Origin of the sequence: Streptomyces sp. NBC_00525 (assembly GCF_036346595.1) — a bacterium.
Taxonomy (GTDB): Bacteria; Actinomycetota; Actinomycetes; order Streptomycetales; family Streptomycetaceae; genus Streptomyces.
Genome location: NZ_CP107834.1, coordinates 1072774 through 1098155, shown reverse-complemented (window position 1 = coordinate 1098155; position 25382 = coordinate 1072774). Strand labels below are relative to the sequence as shown.

General features: G+C 73.0%; 24 protein-coding genes. 20 read left to right on the top strand and 4 right to left on the bottom strand.

All coding sequences use genetic code 11. The annotated features are described in order from the left end of the window. Positions 1-59: 59 nt before the first annotated feature. The 13 genes from OG710_RS04815 (at position 60) to OG710_RS04755 (ending at position 14532) form a co-directional block, all read left to right on the top strand. A complete protein-coding gene (locus OG710_RS04815) occupies positions 60-1727 on the top strand; it encodes a CTP synthase (RefSeq protein WP_330238224.1) in 1668 nt (555 codons plus the stop codon). A gap of 89 nt (positions 1728-1816) precedes the next feature. Next, positions 1817-2443, top strand: a complete 627-nt coding sequence (locus OG710_RS04810) for an NUDIX hydrolase (protein ID WP_330238223.1) — start codon at positions 1817-1819, stop codon at positions 2441-2443. A 222-nt stretch (positions 2444-2665) separates the two neighbouring features. Beyond that, positions 2666-4702, top strand: a complete 2037-nt coding sequence (locus OG710_RS04805; protein WP_330238222.1) for a tetratricopeptide repeat protein — start codon at positions 2666-2668, stop codon at positions 4700-4702. Positions 4703-4874: 172 nt separating this feature from the next. Beyond that, positions 4875-5990, top strand: coding sequence for an alanine dehydrogenase (gene ald, locus OG710_RS04800; RefSeq protein WP_330238221.1), 1116 nt, complete (start codon positions 4875-4877; stop codon positions 5988-5990). A gap of 366 nt (positions 5991-6356) precedes the next feature. Further along, entirely contained in the window at positions 6357-7475 is a 1119-nt protein-coding gene (locus OG710_RS04795; protein ID WP_111333335.1) for a ParA family protein, read from the top strand. Then, complete coding sequence (locus OG710_RS04790; RefSeq protein ID WP_111333337.1) at positions 7472-8062, top strand: hypothetical protein; 591 nt, start codon at positions 7472-7474, stop codon at positions 8060-8062. Before OG710_RS04795 ends, OG710_RS04790 begins: the two co-directional genes overlap by 4 nt. Before the next feature lie 72 nt (positions 8063-8134). After that, positions 8135-9127 (top strand): segregation and condensation protein A, encoded by a 993-nt coding sequence (locus OG710_RS04785; RefSeq protein WP_330238220.1) that lies wholly within the window; start codon positions 8135-8137, stop codon positions 9125-9127. Next, positions 9124-9771 carry an SMC-Scp complex subunit ScpB gene (gene scpB, locus OG710_RS04780; protein WP_111333341.1) on the top strand — a complete coding sequence of 216 codons (648 nt, stop codon included), beginning with the start codon at positions 9124-9126 and terminating at the stop codon, positions 9769-9771. The genes OG710_RS04785 and scpB overlap by 4 nt, the downstream gene beginning before the upstream one ends. Then, entirely contained in the window at positions 9771-10928 is a 1158-nt protein-coding gene (locus tag OG710_RS04775) for a pseudouridine synthase (protein ID WP_330238219.1), read from the top strand. Before scpB ends, OG710_RS04775 begins: the two co-directional genes overlap by 1 nt. A gap of 133 nt (positions 10929-11061) precedes the next feature. Further along, on the top strand, positions 11062-11715 hold the full coding sequence (gene pnuC, locus OG710_RS04770) for a nicotinamide riboside transporter PnuC (RefSeq protein ID WP_330238218.1): 654 nt from the start codon (positions 11062-11064) through the stop codon (positions 11713-11715). After that, on the top strand, positions 11712-12791 hold the full coding sequence (locus OG710_RS04765; protein ID WP_330238217.1) for an AAA family ATPase: 1080 nt from the start codon (positions 11712-11714) through the stop codon (positions 12789-12791). Before pnuC ends, OG710_RS04765 begins: the two co-directional genes overlap by 4 nt. Then, complete coding sequence (locus OG710_RS04760; protein WP_330238216.1) at positions 12788-13519, top strand: NUDIX hydrolase; 732 nt, start codon at positions 12788-12790, stop codon at positions 13517-13519. Before OG710_RS04765 ends, OG710_RS04760 begins: the two co-directional genes overlap by 4 nt. Further along, a complete protein-coding gene (locus OG710_RS04755; RefSeq protein ID WP_330238215.1) occupies positions 13516-14532 on the top strand; it encodes an ADP-ribosylglycohydrolase family protein in 1017 nt (338 codons plus the stop codon). Before OG710_RS04760 ends, OG710_RS04755 begins: the two co-directional genes overlap by 4 nt. Positions 14533-14555: 23 nt before the next feature. On the opposite strand, the gene OG710_RS04750 is transcribed toward OG710_RS04755, so the two are convergent. Next, positions 14556-15254, bottom strand: a complete 699-nt coding sequence (locus OG710_RS04750; protein ID WP_330238214.1) for a nucleotidyltransferase domain-containing protein — start codon at positions 15252-15254, stop codon at positions 14556-14558. Between the two features lie 128 nt (positions 15255-15382). Between OG710_RS04750 and aroH the strand changes: the two genes are divergently transcribed. The 5 genes from aroH (at position 15383) to der (ending at position 19875) form a co-directional block, all read left to right on the top strand. Beyond that, the gene (aroH, locus tag OG710_RS04745; RefSeq protein WP_111333358.1) at positions 15383-15745 is read left to right on the top strand and encodes a chorismate mutase; all 363 of its coding nucleotides are present in this window, start codon (positions 15383-15385) and stop codon (positions 15743-15745) included. Then, a complete protein-coding gene (locus tag OG710_RS04740) occupies positions 15742-16827 on the top strand; it encodes a prephenate dehydrogenase (RefSeq protein WP_330238213.1) in 1086 nt (361 codons plus the stop codon). Before aroH ends, OG710_RS04740 begins: the two co-directional genes overlap by 4 nt. Before the next feature lie 138 nt (positions 16828-16965). Then, positions 16966-17682 carry a (d)CMP kinase gene (cmk, locus tag OG710_RS04735; RefSeq protein ID WP_330238212.1) on the top strand — a complete coding sequence of 239 codons (717 nt, stop codon included), beginning with the start codon at positions 16966-16968 and terminating at the stop codon, positions 17680-17682. Further along, positions 17679-18341 (top strand): lysophospholipid acyltransferase family protein, encoded by a 663-nt coding sequence (locus OG710_RS04730; protein WP_330238211.1) that lies wholly within the window; start codon positions 17679-17681, stop codon positions 18339-18341. The genes cmk and OG710_RS04730 overlap by 4 nt, the downstream gene beginning before the upstream one ends. 64 nt (positions 18342-18405) lie before the next feature. Further along, positions 18406-19875, top strand: coding sequence for a ribosome biogenesis GTPase Der (gene der / locus OG710_RS04725; protein WP_111333366.1), 1470 nt, complete (start codon positions 18406-18408; stop codon positions 19873-19875). A gap of 95 nt (positions 19876-19970) precedes the next feature. Here the strand turns inward: der and OG710_RS04720 are convergent, their stop codons facing one another. Both OG710_RS04720 and OG710_RS04715 read right to left on the bottom strand, forming a co-directional pair. Then, positions 19971-20228: a hypothetical protein gene (locus tag OG710_RS04720; RefSeq protein WP_330238210.1), complete on the bottom strand. Its 258-nt coding sequence runs from the start codon at positions 20226-20228 to the stop codon at positions 19971-19973. Positions 20229-20377: 149 nt separating this feature from the next. Then, a complete protein-coding gene (locus tag OG710_RS04715) occupies positions 20378-21160 on the bottom strand; it encodes a hypothetical protein (RefSeq protein WP_330238209.1) in 783 nt (260 codons plus the stop codon). 587 nt (positions 21161-21747) lie between these two features. On the opposite strand from OG710_RS04715, the gene OG710_RS04710 reads away from it, so the two are divergent. Then, on the top strand, positions 21748-21963 hold the full coding sequence (locus OG710_RS04710; RefSeq protein ID WP_111333371.1) for an I78 family peptidase inhibitor: 216 nt from the start codon (positions 21748-21750) through the stop codon (positions 21961-21963). A gap of 77 nt (positions 21964-22040) precedes the next feature. Here the strand turns inward: OG710_RS04710 and OG710_RS04705 are convergent, their stop codons facing one another. Further along, positions 22041-23054 carry a phosphatase PAP2 family protein gene (locus tag OG710_RS04705; RefSeq protein WP_330238208.1) on the bottom strand — a complete coding sequence of 338 codons (1014 nt, stop codon included), beginning with the start codon at positions 23052-23054 and terminating at the stop codon, positions 22041-22043. A 523-nt stretch (positions 23055-23577) separates the two neighbouring features. Between OG710_RS04705 and OG710_RS04700 the strand changes: the two genes are divergently transcribed. Continuing rightward, the gene (locus OG710_RS04700) at positions 23578-25305 is read left to right on the top strand and encodes an MFS transporter (protein WP_330238207.1); all 1728 of its coding nucleotides are present in this window, start codon (positions 23578-23580) and stop codon (positions 25303-25305) included. The last annotated feature ends 77 nt before the right edge of the window (positions 25306-25382 follow it).

The following is a 25382-nucleotide window of genomic DNA, read 5'->3' as shown; positions in this document are numbered from 1 at the left end:
CGGACGACAACGCCGGCACGCACCTCATGATCGCGCGACCACGGGAGCCCCCTTTGGCTATGCAGCCCACATCCACGACGACCAAGCACATCTTCGTCACCGGGGGTGTCGCTTCTTCCCTCGGCAAGGGTCTGACTGCCTCCAGCCTCGGCGCCCTGCTCAAGGCGCGCGGACTCCGGGTCACCATGCAGAAGCTCGACCCGTACCTGAACGTCGATCCCGGCACGATGAACCCGTTCCAGCACGGCGAGGTCTTCGTCACCAACGACGGCGCCGAGACCGACCTGGACATCGGCCACTACGAGCGCTTCCTCGACGTGGACCTGGACGGTTCGGCCAACGTCACCACCGGCCAGGTGTACTCGCAGGTCATCGCCAAGGAGCGGCGCGGCGAGTACCTCGGCGACACGGTGCAGGTCATCCCGCACATCACCAACGAGATCAAGCACCGCATCCGCCGGATGGCCACCGACGACGTCGACGTCGTCATCACCGAGGTCGGCGGCACGGTCGGCGACATCGAGTCGCTGCCGTTCCTGGAGACCGTCCGCCAGGTCCGCCACGAGGTCGGCCGGGACAACGTCTTCGTCGTGCACATCTCGCTGCTGCCGTACATCGGCCCGTCCGGCGAGCTGAAGACCAAGCCCACCCAGCACTCCGTGGCCGCGCTGCGCAACATCGGTATCCAGCCGGACGCCATCGTGCTGCGCGCCGACCGCGACGTGCCGACCGCCATCAAGCGCAAGATCTCGCTGATGTGCGACGTGGACGAGGCGGCCGTGGTGGCCTGCGTGGACGCCAAGTCGATCTACGACATCCCCAAGGTGCTGCACACCGAGGGCCTGGACGCCTACGTCGTGCGCAAGCTCGACCTGCCGTTCCGCGACGTCGACTGGACCACCTGGGACGACCTGCTGGACCGCGTCCACAACCCCGACCACGAGGTCACCGTCGCCCTGGTCGGCAAGTACATCGACCTGCCCGACGCCTACCTCTCGGTCACCGAGGCCATCCGGGCCGGCGGCTTCGCCAACAAGGCCCGCGTCAAGGTCGAGTGGGTCGCCTCCGACGACTGCAAGACCCCGGCCGGCGCGCAGAAGGCCCTCGCCGGTGTGGACGCGATCTGCATCCCCGGCGGCTTCGGCGAGCGCGGTGTGATCGGCAAGGTCGGCGCGATCCAGTACGCCCGCGAGAACAAGGTGCCCCTGCTCGGCCTCTGCCTGGGCCTGCAGTGCATCGTGATCGAGGCGGCGCGCAACCTCGCCGAGATCCCCGACGCCAACTCCACCGAGTTCGACGCCGCCACCGCCCACCCCGTCATCTCGACGATGGAGGAGCAGCTCGCGTACGTCGAGGGCGCGGGCGACCTGGGCGGCACCATGCGCCTCGGTCTGTACCCGGCCAAGCTCGCCGAGGGCTCGCTGGTCCGCGAGGCGTACGACGACCAGCCGTACGTGGAGGAGCGCCACCGCCACCGCTACGAGGTCAACAACGCGTACCGCGCGGAGCTGGAGAAGAAGGCCGGACTGGTCTTCTCGGGCACCTCGCCGGACAACAAGCTGGTCGAGTACGTCGAGTACCCGCGCGAGGTCCACCCCTACCTGGTCGCCACCCAGGCGCACCCGGAGCTGCGTTCCCGCCCGACCCGCCCGCACCCGCTCTTCGCCGGTCTGGTGAAGGCGGCCGTCGCCCGCAAGACCGCGGCCGGGGGCGAGCAGGCCAAGTAGGCGGCATCCCCGCAGGCGTTACGGTTGACCGGGGCGCGCGTCCGTACAGGGCGCGGGCCCCGGTCACCGTTTTTCGTGGGAGGACGCAGATGGGTATCCAGGACACGCCCGAGGAATGGCGGGTCACCGCGAGCGCTACCCCGTTCCGGGGGAAGAAGACCAGCGTCCGCTCCGACGACGTGGAGATGCCCGACGGCACGGTCGCGCACCGCGACTACCAGGTGCACCCCGGATCGGTCGCGGTCCTCGCGCTCGACGGCGAGGGCCGGGTGCTCGTCCTGCGCCAGTACCGCCACCCGGTCCGCCACAAGCTGTGGGAGATCCCGGCCGGCCTGCTCGACGTGCCCGGCGAGAACCCGCTGCACGCCGCGCAGCGTGAGCTGTACGAGGAGGCGTACGTCAAGGCGGAGGACTGGCGGGTGCTGACCGACCTGTACACCTCGCCCGGCGGCTCCGACGAGGCCGTCCGCATCTTCCTCGCCCGCGATGTCTCCGACGCGGAGGGCGAGCGCTTCGAGGTCTCCGAGGAGGAGGCCGACATGGAGCTGGACCGGGTGCCGCTCCAGGACCTCGTGCGCAAGGTGCTCGCCGGGGAACTGCACAACAGCTGCCTGGTGGTGGGCGTGCTCGCGCTCGCCGCCGTCCTCGCGGGCGACGGCGTCGACTCGTTGCGGCCCGCCGAGGCGCCCTGGCCGGCCCGCCCCTTCGAGGCCTGACAGCCCGGCCGCCGACCACCGGCCCACGATTCCCGGCCGCCGACCACCGGCCGGCGGTCCCCGGCCGCCGACCACCGGCCCCCGATCGTAAAAAATGCTGATCCGATCGGGGGATGTCCGGGACGCGCTCCACCTCGTCCGTCCATCCGCCTGAACTACGCTTCGAAATGCCCTGACCGGAGTCCCGGCGGGCGAGGCGTGCGGCGAAGTGGAGCGTGGCCCGTGACGGATCAGGCGGTGGACACCAGCGGCCCGGCCGAGGCAGCGGGGACCGAGGAGCCTGCCGTCCGTGAATCGGCCCGATTCTTCGGCCGCGAACGGGAGTTGAAACAACTGCGCGCCGACATCGAGCGCGCCGGACTCGACACCATGGCCGGCCGCCGCAGCGCCCGCGCACGGGTCCTCCTGATCGCCGGACGCCCCGGCTCCGGCCGCACCGCGCTGGCCGCCGAACTCGCCCGCGGGCTCCTGGAGTCCGGCGACTACCCGGACGGGCTGCTGCGCGTCCGGCTCACCGGCAACGACGGCACCCCCGTCCCCACCGAACGCGCCGCCCGCGCCCTCCTGGACCGGCTCGGCATCGCCGGCCCGCCCGGCGCCGACGAGGACGAACTCACCGAGACGCTCCGCGAGGCCCTGGCCACCCGCCGCGCCCTGCTCCTGCTCGACGACGCGCCGGACGCCGAACAGGTCGACCCGCTGCTCCCGGACAACCCGGACTGCCTGGTCGTCGCCACGTCCGGCGGCCCGCTCACCGGCATCCCCGGCGTCCGCCCCTGCACCATCGGCGGCCTGGACACCGGCTCCGCCGTCCAGCTCCTGGGCCGCGCCACCGGCCAGGTCAGGATCACCGTGGACCCGCTGGCCGCGCAGACCATGGCCGAGGAGTGCGGCGGACAGCCCGCCGCGCTCGCCCTGGTCGGCGGCTGGCTCGCCGCCCGCCCGACCGCCTCCGTGGCCGACGCCACGCGCCGGCTGCGCGCGCTGCCGGACGACGCCGAGGCACCGGCCGGGGCCCGCCCGCTGATCCGGGCCTTCCGCCTCGTCCACGACTCGCTGCCCGCCACCCCGGCCCGGATACTGCGCCTGCTCGCCCTCGCCCCCGGCGGCCTCGCCGACGCCCACACCGCCTCCGCGCTGGCCGGCTGCTCCGTGTCGGCCGCCCGGAGCACCCTCGACGACTTCGTGACGCTCGGGCTGCTGCGCCGCGAGGAGGACGTCGAGGAACCGCAGTACGAGGTGCCGGGCTGCCTCGCCGGGCTGCTGCGGGCCCTGCTGGACGACCGGGACCGCCCGGCCGAGATCCAGCTCGCCCGCGCCCGCATGCTGGAGCGCACCGTGCGCCTGCTCCAGTCCTGCCGGGCCGTCACCGAACCGGAGGGCTCCCCGGCCCGCCGCCGGCTCGCCGGGCTCCCGCGCACGCTGCGCTTCCCCGGCCCGGACGCGGCCGCCGCCTGGCTGCGCGCCCGCAGGCCCGCGCTGCTGGCCGCCGCACGGGCCGCCGTGCAGGACGGCGAGCTGGACACCCTGGCCCGCAGGCTGGTCGCGGCGCTGGTGCGGGCCCTGGCCGCCCACGAGGGCACCGACGCCGCGGCGCCCGACCTGTACGCCCTGCACGGCCTGGTGCTGGCCGTCGCGGTCCGCCGCGACCTGCCCCGCGAACGGGCGGCGGCCCTGCTCAACCTGGCCGACCTGGACGCCGGGACCGGCCGGACGAAGGAGGCGCTGGCCCGCTACCGGGAGGCGCTGGACGCCGGGCGGGCCGCGAAGGACCCGTACGCCACCGGGCGGGCCATGGAGTCCATCGGCGGCGCCTACGCGGAGCTGGGCGACTACCACCGGGCCTCCGACTGGTACGGGCGGGCGCTCGCCCAGCGCCTCACCCAGGGCGAGGCGGCCGAGGCGGCGCGCCTCTACGGACGGCTCGGCGCCGTCCACACCTACGCCGGGCGGTACGGGGAGGCGCTGCGCAACTGGCGGGCCGCCGCGGCCGGCCACCGCAGGCTCGGCGATCTGCCGGCCCAGGCGCGGGCGCTCAGTGAGACGGCCCGCGTTCAGGAGTACGCGGGCCGGCCGCAGGAGTCGCTGCGCACCTGCCGGGAGGCGGTGGAGTGGGCGCGGCGGGTCGGGGACGTGCGGTTGCAGGCGGCGCTGGAGCTCCGGCTCGCCGACACCCTGGACCGCCTCGGCGACCCGGCGGCGGCCGGGCTGCACCGGGGTACGGCCGACCGATTGCTGGGCGGAACGAGTCCGGCCTAAGAAATCCGCAGTGCTTCTAGGGAAAAATAATGCTTTGCAAGGCTAGACAGCTGGAAGTCCTTCATTAGACTGGCTGTACCGCGCCCGTTCGCGGTGCCTTCACATGCGATGCAACTACCCCTTTTGCAGCGCTGTGCCCGGATTATCCTCTGAGCCAAGGACCGTGATCGACATGAAGGTCGGCATCCCCCGCGAAGTCAAGAACAACGAGTTCCGCGTGGCGATCACGCCTGCCGGTGTGCATGAGCTCGTCCGCCACGGCCACCAGGTCGTCGTCGAGCGGAGTGCCGGCGCGGGCTCCTCCATCACCGACGAGGAGTACGTGGCGGCCGGGGCGGCCATCCTGGAGACCGCCGACGAGGTCTGGGCCGCCGCCGACCTGCTGCTCAAGGTCAAGGAGCCGGTCGCCGAGGAGTACCACCGCCTCCGCAAGGGCCAGACCCTCTTCACCTACCTGCACCTCGCCGCCTCCCGCGAGTGCACCGACGCCCTGCTGGAGTCGGGCACCACCGCCATCGCCTACGAGACCGTCGAGACCGCGAACCGCGCGCTGCCGCTGCTCGCCCCGATGTCCGAGGTCGCGGGCCGGCTGGCCCCGCAGGTCGGCGCGTACCACCTGATGCGCTCGGCCGGCGGCCGTGGTGTGCTGCCGGGCGGCGTGCCCGGTACGGCGGCCGGCCGGGCCGTCGTCATCGGCGGCGGCGTCTCCGGCTGGAACGCCACTCAGATCGCCGTGGGCCTCGGCTTCCACGTCACCCTGCTCGACAAGGACATCAACAAGCTCCGCGAGGCGGACAAGATCTTCGGCACCAAGGTGCAGACGGTCGTCTCCAACGCCTTCGAGCTGGAGAAGGCGGTCGTCGAGGCCGACCTCGTCATCGGTGCCGTGCTCATCCCCGGCGCCAAGGCGCCGAAGCTGGTCACCAACGAGCTGGTCGCCAAGATGAAGCCCGGAAGTGTACTTGTCGACATCGCGATCGACCAGGGCGGCTGCTTCGAGGACTCGCACGCCACGACCCACGCCGAGCCCACCTTCACGGTGCACAACTCGGTCTTCTACTGCGTCGCCAACATGCCCGGCGCGGTGCCCAACACCTCGACGTACGCCCTCACCAACGCCACGCTGCCGTACATCGTGGAGCTGGCCAACCGGGGCTGGCAGGAGGCGCTGCGCCGCGACGCCGCCCTCGCCAAGGGCCTCAACACCCATGACGGACAGGTGGTTTATCGCGAGGTGGCGGAGGCGCACGGCCTCGACCACGTCGAACTGAGTTCGCTCATCGGCTGACGGTCAACCGACTTCGTCAACTCCGCGTGACCGGCCGGACCTTGTTGTCAAGGTCCGGCCGGAGGCATGCCCGGAGCCCGCGCGCCCCCGAGCAACTCGTCGTGAACGTAACCATTCAACCGTTTCGTACACTCGGGAAAAGTGTGCGCCGGGCACGGCGCGCCCTTGACAGCGGGGCGTTCGATTGCCGACACAACGTGCCGGGTCCGGCGGATTGTGTTGCTGCGGACAGGGGACACGCCATAGAGTCGCCAATCGTCGGCATGGTGCCACGCTGACCTATCGATAAGTTTCCTGGTCACGTCCAAGGAGGTAAGACGACTTGTGAATGAGTCGACAATTACTCCCGGAGGTGTTCGACCAGGGATGCCCGCACGGGGCCGGAGCCCGCACGGGCTGGAGGCTGTCGGCTCCGTCGCTGTCCGCACCTTCGCCACCCACCAGCACATGACGACAGTCCCCCAGATGATGGACGGCCTACACGTGAACGCCATGGCCGGCAACGAGAGTGGCCGGGACACCGCCCCCCTCGCCGACTTCGACGAGACGCCCCAGGGGCACTTCTACGACCCCGACGCCGAGTACGAGCCCGATCCGGAGTACGCGGCCACGCTCGCGCCGGACGCGGCCCGCCAGCGCCGCGAGCGGATCGGCCCGACCGGCCGCCCCCTGCCCTACTTCCCGATTCCGGGCCCGCTGACCGATCACGGCCCCGCGAAGATCATCGCGATGTGCAACCAGAAGGGCGGCGTCGGCAAGACGACGTCGACCATCAACCTGGGCGCGGCACTCGCGGAGTACGGACGCCGTGTCCTGCTCGTCGACTTCGACCCGCAGGGCGCCCTCTCGGTCGGCCTCGGGGTCAACCCGATGGAGCTGGACCTGACCGTCTACAACCTGCTCATGGAGCGGGGCATGGCGGCCGACGAGGTCCTGCTGAAGACCGCGGTCCCCAACATGGACCTGCTCCCCAGCAACATCGACCTCTCCGCGGCCGAGGTGCAGCTCGTCAGCGAGGTGGCCCGCGAGTCCACGCTGCAGCGCGCCCTCAAGCCGCTGATGGCCGACTACGACTACATCGTGATCGACTGCCAGCCCTCGCTCGGCCTGCTCACGGTGAACGCGCTGACCGCCGCGCACAAGGTCATAGTGCCGCTCGAGTGCGAGTTCTTCGCGCTGCGCGGGGTCGCCCTGCTCACCGAGACCATCGAGAAGGTCCAGGAGCGGCTCAACCCGGAGCTGGAGCTCGACGGCATCCTCGCCACCATGTACGACTCCCGTACGGTGCACAGCCGCGAGGTCCTGGCGCGCGTCGTCGAGGCATTCGACGACCACGTCTACCACACGGTCATCGGGCGCACGGTCCGCTTCCCGGAGACCACGGTCGCCGGTGAGCCCATCACCACGTACGCCTCCAACTCGGTCGGTGCCGCCGCCTATCGCCAGCTCGCCAGGGAGGTGCTCGCCCGGTGTCACGCCGAGTGAGTCTGCCCGGAGCCGACGAACTGTTCCGTACGACCGGGGGGATGGGGCTGCAGTCCTCGTCGCCCGCCGAACGGAGGCGCAAGGCGAACGCCGCCGAGGTCCGGGTGCCGGCTCCGGCCGGTGAGAACGAACCCGGCACCGACGCCGCCGGGGAGGCCGCCCCGGACCCCGGCACCGCACCCGCCCGCCCCGAGCACTCGACGGCCGGCGCCGACACGGGCGACTCGCGCAGCCGGGGCGAGGCCGGCGACCGGGTCGCGGTCGCCGCGCAGGCCGCCCGCCGCCCGCAGCAGCCCGCCGAGCGGGAACCGGCCCAGGCCCCCGTGGTGCAGCAGCAGCGCCGGCGCGGCGGACGCGGGGCGAACCGGCGGCCCAGCGGCCGCGAGCGCCACGACGAGAAGATCACGGTCTACGTCTCCGCCGAGGAGCTGATGGACCTGGAGCACGCGCGCCTCGTCCTGCGCGGCGAGCACGGCCTCGCCGTGGACCGGGGCCGGATCGTCCGCGAGGCGGTCGCCGTGGTCCTGGCCGACCTGGAGTCCCGCGGCGACGCGAGCATCCTCGTACGGCGACTGCGCGGCCGCTGACCGGCACGCGGGTAGCCTGCCCCGAGGGGCCGCCGCCCGCCGCCGTATCCCCTTCCGCGCACCTGGACCTCCATGCCGACACCCGACGAGCCCGCCCGCACCGCCCGCCGCCCGCTGGGGCGCGGACCCGGGGCGGGCGCCGCGCCCGTGGAGACGCGGCCCGAGACCGCCGGGGACCCCAGAGCCCCCGAGCCGCCCGCGCCCGCCGGCGCCCCCGAATCCGAGGCGTCCGCGCCCGCTTCCGGCGACGGCCGGTTCACCGTGCGGCTGGCCAACTTCGAGGGGCCCTTCGATCTGCTGCTCCAGCTGATCTCCAAGCACAAGATGGATGTGACCGAGGTCGCGCTGTCGAAGGTCACCGACGAGTTCATGGCCCACATCCGGGCCATGGGCCCCGACTGGGACCTGGACCAGACGACCGAGTTCCTGGTGGTCGCCGCGACCCTCCTCGACCTCAAGGCCGCCCGGCTGCTCCCGGCGGCCGAGGTGGAGGACGAGGCGGACCTGGCGCTCCTGGAGGCCAGGGACCTGCTCTTCGCCCGGCTCCTGCAGTACCGCGCGTACAAGAGGGTCGCCGGGATCTTCAGCGACCGCCTCGCGTCCGAGGCCCGCCGCTTCCCCCGTACCGTCGGCCTCGAACCGCACCACGCCGAACTGCTGCCGGACGTCGTCATCAGCATCGGCGCCGAGGGCTTCGCCCGGCTGGCCGTGAAGGCGATGCGGCCCCGGCCCCGGCCCCAGGTGTACGTCGACCACATCCACGCCCCGCTGGTCAGCGTGCGCGAGCAGGCGGGCATCGTGGTGGCGCGGGTCCGCGAGGCGGGGGAGATCAGCTTCCGGGAGCTGACCGCGGACGCCCCGGACACCCTCACCGTCGTCGCCCGCTTCCTCGCCCTGCTGGAGCTGTACCGGGAGAAGGCCGTCGCCCTGGACCAGGACGTGGCGCTCGGGGAGCTGATGGTGCGCTGGGCGGGGCGGGAGGGCGCCGAGCCATCCGTGACGGACGAGTTCGACCAGGAGGCCCCGGACGCCTCACCGCACCCCCCGAAGGACGTGACGCCATGAGCGAGCAGGGCCCCACCGGCTCCCCGGTCGCGGATCTCGACCTCAAGCCCGCCCTGGAGGCCGTCCTGATGGTCGTGGACGAGCCGGCCACCGAGGAGCACCTCGCGAAGATCCTGGAGCGGCCCCGCCGGGCCGTGGCGGCCGCGCTGCGCGAACTGGCCGGCGAGTACACCGCGCAGCGGCGCGGTTTCGACCTGCGGCTCGTCGCGGGCGGCTGGCGGTTCTACACCCGGCCCGAGTACGCGGCGGCGGTCGAGGGGTTCGTGCTGGACGGCCAGCACGCCCGGCTGACCCAGGCGGCGCTGGAGACCCTGGCGGTGGTCGCGTACCGGCAGCCGGTGAGCCGCTCGCGGGTCTCGGCGGTGCGCGGCGTGAACTGTGACGGGGTCATGCGGACCCTGCTCCAGCGGGGCCTCGTCGAGGAGGCGGGCACGGAACCCGAAACAGGTGCGATCCTGTACAGGACGACGAACTACTTTCTGGAGCGGATGGGCCTGCGTGGCCTGGATGAGCTCCCGGAGCTCGCGCCCTTCCTCCCCGAGGCGGACGCGATCGAGGCCGAGACGCCAGAGGGTGTGCCGTCGTTCGATCCGGACGCACCGGACACCCCGGATACTCACGCAGACGACAAGACGGACTTTTGATGCGAAGCAGTGGCAGGAACAGCGGTAGCGGCGGCAGGAGCGGCGGCAGCGGCGGGGGCCGGAGCGGCAGGAACCACAGCGGCACCGGCCGGAACAGCAACCCGAACGCGCGGGCGCCCCGCTCCGAGCGCGAGGACCGCCGGAACGAGGAGCGCCCCCGCAAGCCCAGGCCCGAGGAGCGCCGCTACGAGGTGGGCTCCGACCGGCCCGGCGCCGACGGTGCCCGCAAGGGGCGCGGCGCGGCGGCCCGGGGCGGCGCCAAGGGCGGCCCGAAGAGCCCGCAGGGCGGCGGCGCGAAGGGCGGCCCCCGGCGCGGCCCGTACGGCGCCCCGGCGCGCCCGCGCGAGCTGGACGCGAAGATCGAGCAGCGCAACCGCGACCGGTACGCGAACAAGCCCGAGATCAGGACCCCGAAGACGCACCCGGGCGCCGAGCAGGAGGGCGAGCGGCTGCAGAAGGTGCTCGCCCGGGCCGGCATGGGCTCGCGCCGCGCCTGCGAGGAGCTGATCGACCAGGGCAGGGTCGAGGTGAACGGCGAGATCGTCATCGAGCAGGGCATGCGCGTCGACGTCCACAAGGACGAGATCAAGGTGGACGGGCTGACCGTGGCCACCCAGTCCTACCTGTTCTTCGCGCTGAACAAGCCGGCCGGGGTCGTCGCCTCGATGGAGGATCCGGACGGGCGGCAGTGCCTCGGCGACTACGTCACCAACCGCGAGACGCGCCTCTTCCACGTCGGCCGGCTGGACACCGAGACCGAGGGCATCATCATGCTCACCAACCACGGCGAGCTGGCCCACCGTCTCACTCACCCCAAGTACGGCGTGAAGAAGACCTATCTGGCGGCCATCCAGGGCCCGCTCCCGCGCGACCTGGGCAAGCGGCTCAAGGACGGCATCCAGCTGGAGGACGGCTACGCCCGCGCCGACCACTTCCGGGTCGTGGAGAACACCGGCAAGAACTACCTGGTCGAGGTCACGCTGCACGAGGGCCGCAAGCACATCGTGCGCCGGATGCTGGCCGAGGCGGGCTTCCCGGTGGACCGGCTGGTGCGTACGGGCTTCGGCCCGATCGCCCTGGGCGACCAGAAGTCGGGCTGGCTGCGCCGGCTCACCAACACCGAGGTGGGCATGCTGATGCGCGAGGTCGGCCTGTAGCCCTCCCCGTAGCCCGTACCCGAGGCCCGCGGCCGGTTCCGCTCCCGGATTCTTCCGGAAGGGAAACCGGCCGCGGGCCTTTCGCATGCCACCCCGACCCTTTATAGTCACAATGACTATTAAGGAGGCGGGCGTGAGTCTCGCGGACATACTCGATCCCCTGCGGCAGCCGTTGGTGACGGTCCTGGACACCCCGGTCAGCTGGACCGAGGTGCTGGGCTTCGGCAGCGGCGCGCTGTGCGTCTGGCTCGTGGCCCGCCAGCACCTCGCCAACTGGCCGATCGGCATCGCCAACAACCTCTTCTTCATCCTGCTGTTCACCCAGTCCGGCCTCTACGCAGACGCCGGACTCCAGATCGTCTTCATCGCCCTCGCCGCGTACGGCTGGTGGACCTGGACCCACGGGGGTGGACCGGGCACGGACGGGCTGCCGGTGCGGCGCACCACGCGCACCGAGTGGACCGGGCTGCTCGTGGCGGGGGCGGTGGGGACCGTCGCGCTGACGGTCCTGCTCGACCGGGCCACCGACTCGACCGTGCCGTTCTGGGACGCCCTGACCACCGCCCTCTCGCTCGCGGCGACGTACGGGCAGTGCCGCAAGCTCGTCGAGTCCTGGTGGCTGTGGATCGCCGCCGACGTCGTCTACATCCCGCTGTACGCGCACAAGGAGCTGTACCTGACCTCGCTGCTGTACATCGGCTTCCTGACCCTGTGCCTGGCCGGCCTGCGCAACTGGCGCCGCGACCTGGCCACGACCGGCCCGCGACCCGCGAAGGTTCCGGCATGAAGCGCTACCCGCACGGACTCGTGCTCGGCAAGTTCTATCCGCCGCACGCCGGCCACCACCACCTCGTCCGCACCGCGGCCGCCCGCTGCGAACGGCTCACCGTCCTCGTCTGCGCCGCCTCCGTGGAATCCGTCCCGCTCGCCGACCGCGTCGAGTGGATGCGCCGGGCGCACCCCGGCGTGACGGTGGTGGGCACCATGGACGACATCCACATGGACCTCCACGACCCGGCGGTCTGGGACGCCCACATGGCGGTCTTCACCGCCGCGGTCCCGGAACGGGTGGACGCCGTCTTCACCTCGGAGCCGTACGGGGAGGAACTCGCCCGCCGCTTCGGCGCCGAGAACGTCTGTGTCGACCCCGGGCGCACCGTCCACCCGGTCTCCGGCACCGCCGTCCGCGCGGACCCGGCCGGCCAGTGGGGCTTCCTCGAAGCGCCGGTCCGGGCGGCGCTCGCCCGCCGCGTGGTCGTCCTCGGCGCGGAGTCCACCGGCACCACCACGCTGGCCCGCGCCCTGGCCGCCCACTACCGCCGGCGCGGCGGCGTCTGGGCGCACACCGGGTACGTCGCCGAGTACGGGCGCGAGTTCAGCGAGCACAAGCTCGCCGAGCTGCGCGAGCGGTGGCCCCGCGCCCAGTGGGAGGACGTCACCCTGTCCACCCACGACTTCCCGCACATCGCCGAGACCCAGAACGCCCGCGAGGAGGAGGCCGCCTCCGCCGGCTCCCCGGTGCTCTTCTGCGACACGGACTCCTTCGCCACCACCGTGTGGCACGAGCGGTACGTCGGCGGACGCAACCCCCTCGTCGAGCGGATCGCCGACCGGACCCGCCACCACCTGTGGCTGCTCACCGACCACGAGGGCGTCGCCTTCGAGGACGACGGGCTGCGCGACGGCGAGGAGCTGCGGCCCTGGATGACCGACCGGTTCCGGGCCGAACTCACCCGGACCGGCCGCCCGTTCATCGAGCTGACCGGCAGCCACGAGACCCGGCTCGCCCGCGCGGTCGAAGCCGTGGACGCGCTGCTCGCCGAGGGCTGGAACTTCACCGCACCCCTTCCGGAGCACCGATGAGCGCCGCCCCCGAGGGCTACGACCCGCACGCCTTCGAACCGTTCGCGGTCACCGTCGATCTCGCGGTGTTCACGGTCCGCGCGTCCCGGCTGCACGTCCTGCTCGTCGAACGGGGCGCCGAACCGTACCGGGGCCACTGGGCGCTGCCCGGCGGCTTCCTGCTGCCCCGCGAGTCCGCCGGGGAGGCCGCCCGCCGCGAACTGGCCGAGGAGACCGGGCTGAGCGACGGCACCGTCTCCGGCCTCCACCTGGAACAGCTGCGCACCTACAGCGACCCGGACCGCGACCCGAGGATGCGCGTGGTCTCCGTCGCCCACACCGCGCTCGTCCCCGACCTGCCCGAACCGCGCGGCGGCGGCGACGCGGCGGGCGCCCGGTGGTGGGACGCCGACCGCACCGGCCCGCTCGCCTTCGACCACGACCGCATCCTGGCCGACGCCCGCGAACGCGTCGGCGCCAAGCTCGAATACACCTGCCTGGCCACCGCGTTCTGCCCGCCGCACTTCACCCTCGGCGAGCTCCAGCAGGTCTACGAGACCGTCTGGGGCGTGGAGCTGGACCGCCCCAACTTCCGCCGCAAGGTCCTCGCCACACCGGGCTTCGTCCGGCCCGCGGAAGGGGCCCCGCGCCGCACCGGCGGCCGCGGCAAACCCGCCGCCCTCTACCGGGCGGGCGACGCCACCACCCTGCACCCCCCGCTGCTGCGACCGGAAGGACGCGAGAAATGACCACGACCCGTACGAAGAGGGCCGCCACCGGCGCCCTGACCGGCCTCGCCCTCGGCGACGCGCTGGGCTTTCCCACCGAGTTCAACGACGTGCCGTCGATCCTCGCCAAGTGCGGGCCCTGGCGGGAGATGGAGCTGCCGAAGCCGGCCTTCGTCACCGACGACACCCAGATGACCCTCGCCCTGGGCCGGGGCCTGCGCACCGCCATGGACCGCGGCACGCTCACCGGGCTGCGGCTGGCCCGCCCGGTGCGCGAGGAGTTCGTCGACTGGTACCACTCGCCCGACAACAACCGCGCCCCCGGCCGCACCTGCCTGCAGGCATGCCACCTCCTCGACGGCGACCGGCCCTGGCAGGAGGCCAGCCGGACCGGCTCCAAGGGCTGCGGCGCCAACATGCGCGTCGCCCCCATCGGACTCGCCCCCGGCCTCAGCGGCGAACAGCGCTCCGGGGCCGCCCAGCTCCAGTCCGCCCTCACCCACGGCCACCCCACGGCGCTCGCCGCCTCCGACCTGACCGCCCACGCCGTGTACCTGCTCGCGCGGGGCGCCGAACCCCTCGGCCTGATCGGCCTGCTGCGCTCCTACGCGTACGAGAACCGCGACCGCTACCTCGACGGCTGGCTCGGCGACCTGTGGCGCCACACCCACGACGCCTCGCCCGAGGCGTTCATCAGGCGAGGCTGGGACGAGTGCCTGGCCGCGCTGGAAACCGTCCAGGACGCCCTGCGCAGCCCCTCCCCGGAGACCGACCCGTGCGAGCGGACGGGAGACGGCTGGATAGCCGAGGAGGCCCTCGCCAGTGCCCTGCACTGCTTCCTGCTCTTCCCCGACGAGCCCGTCACCGCCCTGCGCCGGGCCGCCTGCACCCGAGGCGACTCGGACTCCATCGCCTGCCTCACCGGCGCCCTGGCCGGCGCCCACCTCGGCACCGAAGCCTGGCCCACCGCCTGGGTGGACCGCATCGAGTACCGGAGCGACCTGCTGGCCCTGGGAGCGCTCTGGGACGCGTGAACGGGCCGTACGGCGGCGGGCACTCAGCCCGCCGCCAGCGCCGACGCGCGGCGGACGCGGATCAGGAAGTCCTCCACGCGCGCCCGGTCCGGCTCGGCCGGCAGAGGGGAGGAGGCGATCGCCGCGTCGTTCCCGGCCGCCAGGCCGGTCATGCGGCGTTCCACCTCCGGCCACGGGACCTCGCCCCGCTTGACCGCCAGCAGGTCCTCGCGGGCCTCGCCCACCGAGATGTCCAGGACGCCGGTGCGCAGCAGGTCCCGGCAGCTCGCCAGCAGGCGCAGCAGATGCATGGCGTGCTTCCAGCGCGGGGCGCCGTACCGCCGGACGTCCGCCTCCAGCTTCCGGCGCTGCGCCACCGCGTAGCGGACGAACGAGTCGTGGGCCCGCAGCGAGAGGAAGGCGCCGCGCAGCGCCAGCAGTTCGCGGCCGGTGGCGTCCGCGTGGTCCACCAGCGGCGAGTGCAGGCACTCCAGCACATTGGGGTTGGCGCGCAGGGCCAGCTCGCAGAAGCGTTCCAGCTCCCAGGAGAACTGCTCCTCGGCCGGGCCCTCGACATGCGTGGGCGGCTTCTCGAAGCGCCAGAACAGCGGTGTCGGCGCCAGGAACACGCCCCGCCGGTCGGTGTCGCTGTCCTCCGTGGCCAGACCGAAGGCGCGCGACCCCATCACACAGGAGTAGACCGTGTGCCGGCGCACCAGTTCCTCGTCGGTCGGAGCGATCATGCCGGGAGCGTACGCCAGCGCCCCGCACCGGCGCGTCTCATAAAAAGGGCGCCCCGGCGCGCGCCCCCGCCGCCCCTCTACGCTGATCACAAGCGCCCGAAGCGATACGGACAAGCAAGGAGCACGACGTGGCGGTACGAGCGGTCCGCGGAGCCGTCCAGCTGGAGCGGGACGAGGCGGGGCACATGGACGAGCAGGTCAGCGCCCTGCTCACCGCCGTCCTGGAACGCAACGAACTCGTCGCGGACGACCTGATCAGCATCTGGTTCACGGCCACGCCCGACCTGCACAGCGACTTCCCGGCCGCCGCGGCGCGCGGCCTCGGCATCGTCGACGTCCCGCTGATCTGCGCCCAGGAACTGGACATCGAGGGCGCCATGCCCCGCGTCGTGCGCATCCTCGCCCACGTCGAGACCTATCTGTCCAAGGCCGAGATCAACCACGTCTACCTCGGCGCCACCGCCGCCCTGCGCAAGGACATCGCCCAGTGAGAAGCGCCGTCGTCATCGGTACCGGCCTCGTCGGCACCTCCGCCGCCCTCGCCCTCGCGAGCCGCGGCATCGCCGTCCACCTCGTGGACCACGACCCCGAGTCGGCCAGGACCGCCGCCGCCCTCGGCGCCGGTACCGACGCGCCGCCCGAGGGCCGTGTGGACCTCGCCGTCGTCGCCGTACCACCCGCCCACACCGCCGCCGTGCTCGCCGCCGCCATGCGCGACGGCGTCGCCCGCGGCTACCTCGACGTCGCCAGCGTGAAGGGCGGCCCGCGCCGCGAGCTGGAGGCGCTGGGGGCCGACCTCGGCGCCTACATCGGCACCCACCCCATGGCCGGCAAGGAGCGCTCCGGGCCGCTCGCCGCCACCGCCGACCTGTTCGAGGGCCGCCCCTGGGTCCTCACCCCGACCCCGGACACCGACACCGAGGTGCTCAACCTCGCCCTGGAACTGGTCGCGCTGTGCCGCGCCGTGCCGGTCGTCATGGACGCCGACGCCCACGACCGGGCCGTCGCCCTTGTCTCGCACACCCCGCAGCTGATCTCCTCCATGGTCGCGGCCCGCCTGGAGCACGCCGACGAGACAGCGGTGCGCCTGTGCGGGCAGGGGATCAGGGACGTGACCCGGATCGCGGCCTCCGACCCGAGGATGTGGGTGGAGATCCTGGCCGCCAATCCGGGCCCGGTCGCCGACGTCCTCGCCGGGGTGGCCGCCGACCTGACGGAGACCGTCACCGCGCTGCGCGGGCTCCAGTCCGCCGACGAGGACGAGCGGCGCGCCGGCACCGAGGGCATCCGCTCCGTCCTGAGCCGGGGCAACGCCGGACGCGTCCGGGTGCCCGGCAAGCACGGCGCCGCCCCCGCCTCCTACGAGGTCGTGGCCGTCCTCATCAGCGACCGGCCCGGCGAGCTGGCCGGGATCTTCGCCGACGCGGGCCGGTCCGGCATCAACATCGAGGACGTGCGCATCGAGCACGCCACCGGCCAGCAGGCCGGGCTCGTCCAGCTCATGGTCGAACCCAGCGCCGCCCCGGCCCTGGCCGCCGCACTGCGCGAGCGGGGCTGGTCGATCCGGCAGTAGCCCCGCGTCGCCGCCCCCGCCGCGCCGCACCCCGGTCGCACGGTTGTCCACAGGGGTGGTCGGACCCGTCCCGGCACTCGGTAACCTTGTGCGGGGCGGGTTCACGCGTCCCGCCCAGCCCGCCCGAGCCCCAGGAAGGTGTCCACCACCGTGGAAACCGTAAGCGCCGCCGTCCGGACCGCCCCGGCCGCCGTGGTCGTCGCCATCGACGGCCCCTCCGGCACCGGCAAGTCCAGCACCTCCAAGGCCGTCGCCGCCCAGCTCGGCCTCAGCTACCTGGACACCGGCGCCCAGTACCGCGCCATCACCTGGTGGATGCTGAACAACGGCGTCGACGTGCAGGACGCGGCCCAGGTCGCGACCGCCGCCGCAAAGCCGGTCATCGTCTCCGGCACCGACCCCGCCGCCCCCACCATCACCGTCGACGGCGAGGACGCCTCCGGCCCGATCCGCACCCAGGAGGTCACCTCCAAGGTCAGCGCCGTCAGCGCCGTCCCCGAGGTGCGCACCCGGATCACCGAGCTGCAGCGCGCCATCGCCGCCGGCGCGGAGAAGGGCATCGTGGTCGAGGGCCGCGACATCGGCACCACCGTGCTGCCCGACGCCGACCTCAAGATCTTCCTCACCGCGTCGCCGGAGGCTCGCGCCGCCCGCCGCAGCGGCGAGGTCAAGGGCTCCGATCTCGCCGCCACCAAGGAGGCGCTGATCAAGCGGGACGCCGCGGACTCCGGCCGCAAGACCTCACCGCTCGCCAAGGCGGACGACGCCGTCGAGGTGGACACCACCGAGCTGACGCTCCAGCAGGTCATCGAGTGCGTCGTCACCCTCGTCGGGGAGACGCGGGCCGCGAAGTGACCGACGCCACGGGCGCGCCCTCGCCGCGCGGTGCGGCGGTCGGGCGCGGCATCGGGATCGGGCTGATGTACGGGCTCTTCAAGCCCCGTGTCCTCGGCGCCTGGCGGGTACCCGCCGCCGGACCCGTCATACTCGCGGTGAACCACTCGCACAACATCGACGGGCCGATGCTGATGGGCACCGCGCCCCGGCCCGTCCACTTCCTGATCAAGAAAGAGGCGTTCGTCGGCCCCCTGGACCCGTTCCTGCACGGAATCGGCCAGATCGAGGTGGACCGCACGACCGCCGACCGCACCGCCATCACCCGCGCGCTCGGCGTGCTGGAGAGCGGCGGGGTGCTCGGGATATTCCCCGAGGGCACCAGGGGCGACGGAGACTTCGCCTCGCTGCGCGCCGGACTCGCGTACTTCGCGCTGCGCGGCGGGGCGCCGATCGTGCCCGTGGCCGTCCTGGGAAGCACCGAGCGCCGCGGCAGGTTGATATCGGCACTGCCGCCGCTGCGCAGCCGCGTCGACATCGTCTTCGGAGCAGCCTTCGAGGCCGGTGACGGCAGCGGCAGGCGTACGCGCAAGGCGCTGGACGAGGCCACGCTGCGCATCCAGGACCGGCTGACCGGCCACCTGGAGCACGCCGGGCGCCTCACCGGGCGCACCGGGTAAGACTTGAGTAGTGGACCGCGCGCTGCGCGGTCCATCGATGATGATGCAAAGAGGAACGGACTTCATGAACGACCAGATTCACTCCGGCGGCTCGGACCACGAGCACGGAGAGCTTGGCGATGCCGAGTACGCGGAGTTCATGGAGCTCGCCGCGCAGGAGGGGTTCGACCCGGAAGAGGTCGAGGGCGCCCTGGACGAGGCCGGTCACGGACCGCTGCCCGTCCTCGCCGTCGTCGGCCGCCCCAACGTCGGCAAGTCGACCCTGGTGAACCGGATCATCGGCCGCCGCGAGGCCGTCGTGCAGGACAAGCCGGGCGTCACCCGCGACCGCGTCACCTACGAGGCGGAGTGGGCGGGCCGCCGCTTCAAGGTCGTCGACACCGGCGGCTGGGAGCAGGACGTCCTCGGCCTGGACGCCTCCGTCGCCGCCCAGGCGGAGTACGCGATCGAGACGGCCGACGCGGTCGTCTTCGTGGTGGACTCCACCGTCGGCGCCACCGACACCGACGAGGCCGTCGTCAAGCTGCTGCGCCGGGCCGGCAAGCCCGTCGTGCTCTGCGCCAACAAGGTGGACGGCCAGAGCGGCGAGGCGGACGCCACCGCCCTGTGGTCGCTCGGCCTCGGCGAACCCCACCCGGTCTCCTCGCTGCACGGCCGCGGCACCGGCGACATGCTGGACGCCGTCCTGGAGGCGCTGCCCGAGGCCCCGCCGCAGTCCTTCGGCACCGCCACCGGCGGCCCGCGCCGCATCGCGCTCATCGGCCGCCCCAACGTCGGCAAGTCCTCGCTGCTGAACAAGGTGGCCAACGAGGAGCGCGTCGTCGTCAACGAGCTGGCCGGCACCACCCGCGACCCGGTGGACGAGCTGATCGAGCTCGGCGGCGTCACCTGGAAGTTCATCGACACGGCCGGCATCCGCCGCCGGGTCCACCTCCAGGAGGGCGCGGACTACTACGCCTCGCTGCGCACCGCCGCCGCCCTGGAGAAGGCCGAGGTCGCGGTCATCCTGATCGACTCCAGCGAGACGATCAGCGTCCAGGACCAGCGCATCGTCACCATGGCCGTGGAGGCGGGCCGCGCCGTCGTGCTCGCCTTCAACAAGTGGGACACGCTGGACGAGGAGCGCCGCTACTACCTGGAGCGGGAGATCGAGACGGAGCTGGCGCAGGTCGCCTGGGCCCCCCGGGTCAACGTCTCCGCCCGCACCGGCCGCCACATGGAGAAGCTGGTCCCCGCGATCGAGACCGCGCTGGAGGGCTGGGAGACCCGCGTCCCGACCGGCCGCCTCAACGCCTTCCTCGGTGAGATCGTCGCCGCCCACCCGCACCCGGTCCGGGGCGGCAAGCAGCCTCGCATCCTGTTCGGCACCCAGGCGGGCACCAAGCCGCCGCGCTTCGTCCTCTTCGCCTCCGGCTTCCTGGAGCACGGCTACCGGCGGTTCGTCGAGCGCCGGCTGCGCGAGGAGTTCGGCTTCGAGGGCACCCCGATCCACATCTCGGTGCGGGTCCGCGAGAAGCGCGGCCGCAAGAAGTAGCCCCCAGGGATACGCGCACGGCGCGGCCCCGGACCGCACGGCGAGCGTGCGGTCCGGGGCTGCGCCGTGTCCGGGGCCTGCGCCGGTCCCAGCGGTCAGGCGTCCCGCGAGCCGGGCGGCAGCGCCGCGGGCCGGGCGTGTCCGGCGTGCCGTCCCACCCGCTGCCAGCCGCCGAGGCCGTGCATCGGGGCGCGCGAGCCGGGCAGACCGGTGCCGAGAGCCTGGAGGCCCAGACTCTCCTCCCCGGTCCGGTCTCCCGGCAGCGCCCGGAACGAGCGGCGGTACTCGGAGTACAGCGCATCGTAGATCGGGGTGTGGGACGGGCCGCCCGAAGGTTCCTGCGAGGGACGCATGGCGGGGATGGGGCCCTGGCGCTGGTGGGAGGGGTTGTATGAGTGCACGTAGGTGCCAACGACCTCGTCGGTCGTCGGATGCGGGCCCGCCGGAGAAACACCCGTCGGGAAGACACCTGTTCGCCGGCGGCGCGGGAGCGCCGGCACGGTCAGGTCCCGGCCAGCGGCATGGCGGCGGCGACCAGGAGCCCGGCGGCCGACGCCTTCTCCAGCGCCTCGCGCAGCAGGTCCTCGCGGGGCTGCTGGCCGATGGAGCCCGCCGGGGCGGCGTATACGAGGACGGTCTGCGACTTGTTGACGGCCGTCCGCCAGCCCTCGGTGACCTGGAGCGGCGCGTGCGCCTGCCACCAGGCGACCGGGGAGCCGCCCCCCGTACCCGGCTGGAGCACGGCGTGCAGCTGGCCCATGGCGAGCAGAATCGACCAGCCGTGCAGCACCTCGGGCACCTGCTCCATGCGGTGGACCGGCTGGAAGCCCTGCTCCAGGAGCAGCTGGAGGAACTGGTCGCCGTCCCGGCCGTCCGTGCCGGGGCGGGCGATGGCGCCGGTCGGCTCCACGACCAGGGCCGGGTGCAGCTCGTCGTCGATCAGGACGAGGCCGCTGGTGATGCCGAGGACGGCCTGCTCGGGCACGACCCGCTCCGGTTCGCCCCCGTCGCCGCCGGTGATGCTGCGGACGGCGCCCTGGAGCTGCTCCTCGGCGACCTGGACGACCTGGGAGGGGATGCAGCTGGCGTGCGCGAAGGCGAGCACGGCGGTCTCGTCGCCGACGAACAGCACCGTGCTGGTGCGCTCCTGCTCGGAGTCGCCGGGGGTGCGGCAGGAGGTGCAGTCGTAGCTGCCGGGGGCGTTGTCGCCGACGAGCAGCCGGTCGGCTTCGGCGTCGCCGATCTCGGCGCGTACGTCCTCGCTGACATCGAGCATGCGCGGCACGGGTGGCTCCTCGAACTCGGTACGTGCGCCGGGCGGTTCCCGGCTCAGTGATGACAACGGGCGATCCGCTGCCGGGGTCACGCCGGAAGGCGTACGGAATCGGGCCGGGGGGCGTGCGGAGCGCGCGGGCGGCGCGGGGCGGCGGGGGCGCGACGGACCGCCCGCGGGGGCCGGAATGCGGGGGAGCGGGTTGTCCGCTATACGGTCGCCGGCGCGTGTCCGGGCCCTCCCGGAGGCGGCTCCGGCGGCCCTTTCGGACAAGCGCACAATAAGGGAAGGTTAAATACCGGCGAAGCCCGCCTTTGCGGCGCGCTTTCCGTGCGGAATTCAACTGCGCCGAGAGGCGGAAATCGACCCGGTTTCCGCCCGGTTTCCGCGCCCCGGGCTTACCGGTCCGATGATCGTTCACCGGCCTGTGCGATTACTGTGCGTCCAGTTGTGAATCGCTCGTTCGAGTGAAGGAGCCCAAGGGGAACACATGTCGTGATCCTGTGACACAAGCGTGACCGGTGAGGGACGTGAAGATGCCGTGCGGCCCCGCGCGGCCCCGGCTACCGCCCCCGCTCCCGGCCGCCTACGGTGAAGGTATGGCACCCATACCGACCCCTCCCGCCCAGCCCGACGACGCCACCGGCGCGTATGTGGGCCTCGCCGCGGAGACCGCCGAGCGGCGGGCCCGGGAGCACGGCTGGACCACCGTCCGGTCCCTCGCGCCGGGCACGTTCGTCACGATGGAGTTCCAGGCGGGCCGGATCAACTTCGAGGTCGACGGCGGCGTCGTCCGGCGCTGCTGGACCGGCTGACCGCCGCGGGCCCGCCGGACGCGCGCGAAGGGCCCCGGCCGTCGTGGCCGGGGCCCCGGAGCCGTACGGAAGGGGCGTCAGCCGCCGGCGACCGGGCGGGCCGGAGCCGTACCCCCGCGCGGGGCGCGGTCCGCGTGCGGCGGGCGGCGGCTGCCGGCCGGGGTGACCGGGGACCGCTCCGAGCGCACCGCGTGGACGGCGGGCGCGGGGCGCGGGCGGGTGCTGGCGGCCGGCGGGCGCCCCGTCTGACCGTGTGCCGGGCTCTGCGCGGCCGGCTCGTCCCCGGTCTGCGGCGTGCCCGGCCGGCCGGCCGGGGCGGCCACGGGGGCTGCGGCGGGCGCCGGGCGCAGCGGCCTGCTGCCGGGTGCGCCCAGCCGGGCGCGGGCGACGAAGATCCAGTTCTCGGCGCGGGTGATCAGCGGCTCCACCCAGGGCAGGCCCAGCAGGATGAGCAGGCCGGCCGCCCAGCCGAGGAGCACGTCGCTCAGCCAGTGCGTACCGAGGTAGACCGTCGTGAGGCCGACGCCGAGCGAGACGATCGCGGACAGGGCCGACAGATAGCGCCTGGCCCTCGGGGTGGCGGCCAGGTAGGCGAGGATGCCCCAGGTCACCACGGCGTTGGCGGTGTGACCCGAGGGAAATATATCGCCGCCGGCGAAGAGCTCGGCCGATCCGATCCTGGTCGCGTAGTGCGGGCCGAGCCGGCCGAGGCCGATCTTGACCGCACCCACCGACAGGTTGAGCAGGAGCAGCGAGGCGCCCAGCGTCAGCAGCGGACGCAGGGTGTGCTGCCGCCAGGAGCGCCAGCCGAGCCAGCAGGCGACCATGACCGCCGTGGGTCCGCGCTGCCCGAGGACCACGTAGTAGTCGAGGGCTGCGTGGATCGAGGGCCACTGCTCGTAGGGCCGGAAGAGCATGACCTTCCAGTCCAGGGCCACCAGCCAGGTCGACATGAGCACGGCGACGACGATGGCCACATAGAACGCCAACGTCCCGCCGAAGAGAGCGATGCGGTGACGGCTCATCCGCGGTGTCTCTATCTTCGGCGGTTCCGGCTCCCGGTCCAGCCGGGCGAAGATGTCGGTACGCACCCAATCGACGTTACAGCGAGTGAGTGAGTGTCCCGGTCGATCCGGGCGGTTCGTGATGACGATGTGATGTGGACTGCGTCTCACCGGGCGGGTTTTCCCAGGGAGCATGAATAACTCTCGTATTTCTTTACGAGGGTTATGCGATGCCTGTTCGAAAAGATAATTCACCGAAATAGCCGCACTGTCTCCGGGGCTTCGAAGTGTGTTTATCGACAGCGCGCCGGAACGGAACGGAGGGTGGCAGTCCGGTTACGGTACGGCTTCGGGCGGGCGGCCGTGCGGCGCCGCCGGGCGGCCGCCGATGGATCGCCGCAGGTCCCGACGGTGACCCGAACGGGTGTGCGGCAGTGGCGTACGCCACACTTCACCGGGTCGGACGGTATGAGATGGGCCACGTGTGGCCCTGCCGAACTCGCGTACGCTGACGGATCACTCGCCCGTTCGATGCCGGGCCCCCGACGGACGGTGGACATCGCGTCCCATGGGCCCGCCGAGTGCGAGGGACCTTTTGGGAGGTAGATGCATGTCCGGGACGACCACCGCCCGAATCCGCCGCCTGCGCTCGGCCGCCGACGGTGCCAATCGCTGGGTCGTCCTCGTCGTCCTCTGCCTCAGCCTGCTGCTCGTCGCGCTCGACGCCACCGTGCTGCACGTCGCCGTCCCCGCCGTCACCGAGGACCTGCGGCCCAGCGCCGCCGGGCTGCTCTGGATCGTGGACGCCTACCCGCTGGTCTGCGCTTCCCTGCTGATCCTCTTCGGCACCCTCGGCGACCGGGTCGGCCGCCGCCGCGTCCTGCTGATCGGCTACGCCCTCTTCGGCGTCGCGTCCGCCGTCGCCGCCCTGGCCGGCAGTGCGGGCGTGCTCATCGCGGCCCGGGCCCTGCTCGGTGTCGGCGGGGCGATGATCATGCCCGCGACGCTCTCGATCCTGCGCCAGGTCTTCCCCGACCGGCGCGAGCGGGCCGTTGCGATCGGCGTCTGGTCCGCCGTCGCCGCGGTCGGCGCCGCCACCGGCCCCGTCATCGGCGGATTCCTCGTCGAGCACTTCTGGTGGGGCTCGGTCTTCCTGATCAACATCCCGCTGATGGCCCTGATCCTCCCCGTCGGCCGGCTGCTGCTCCCCGAGTCGCGGGGCAGCGACGACGGCCCGTGGGACGTGCTCGGCGCGCTGATGGCCGCGGCCGGAGTGCTCGGCGTGGTCCTGGGCGTGAAGCGGGCCGGTACGGGGGAGGGGCTGACCGGTGCCGCCACCCTGGTGCCGCTGCTGCTCGGCGCCGCGCTGCTGGTCGCCTTCGTCCGCCGCCAGAAACGGCGCACCCATCCGCTGATCGACATCGGCATGTTCGGCAGGCCCGCCTTCTCGACCGCGGTCGGCTGCATCGTCCTCGCCATGCTCGCCCTGGTCGGCCTGGAGCTCGTCGCCGTCCAGTACCTCCAGCTCGTCCTCGGCCTCAGCCCCCTGGAGACCGGCCTCAGACTGCTCCCGCTCACCTTCGCCGCGATGGCCGCAGGCGCCACCGGCTCCCACACCCTGCGCCGGCTCGGGCCGCGCCGGATGGTCGGCTGGGGGTTCGTCCTGACGGCCGCCTCGGTGCTCACGCTGACCGCGATGGGCCGGCACGACCGGGCCTGGCTGCTGGCCGTCGCGTTCGTCGCCCTGGGCTTCGGCCTCCAGTCCACGCTGTTCGGCGCGTACGAGTCGATGCTCAGCGAGGCCCCCGCCGACCGGGCCGGCGGGGCGGCGGCGATCGGGGAGACCTCCTACCAGCTGGGCGCCGGGATGGGCATAGCGCTGCTGGGCAGCGTGATGAACGCCGCGTACACCCCCGGCCTGGCCGGCCTGCCCGCCGCCGGGGTCCCCGCCGACGCGGGGGCGGCGGCCTCGCACTCGCTGGGCGAGGCGTACCAGGAGGCGGAGCAGCTGGGCGGGCCCCTCGGCGCCGTACTGCGCGCCACCGCGCGGGACGCCTTCATCGACGGGCTGCACGTCACGCTGATGGTCAGCGCGGGGCTGCTGCTGCTCGGCGCGCTGGCCGCGCTGCGGCTGCCCCGGCTGATGGAGTGCGCGCCGAAGCTGTGCGAGCCGCGCGAGTCCGCGGAGCGCCTGGACGCGGTGGCCCCGGCACCGGCGGCACCCGTCGAGTGTCCGGACGCGGCGGTACGGCTGCCCGCCCGGCGCCGGCCGGCCGGGGCGGGGGGCTCTGGACGAGCGGCACACCGGGTCGTAACGTCGGCACGGCAACGTAACTAACGCTGCTAGTTTTCGAGCCGTCGATGCCTGGCCATTGCTGCTCGTAACCGTCCCGTCGCCGTTCCCAGCCGTTCCCC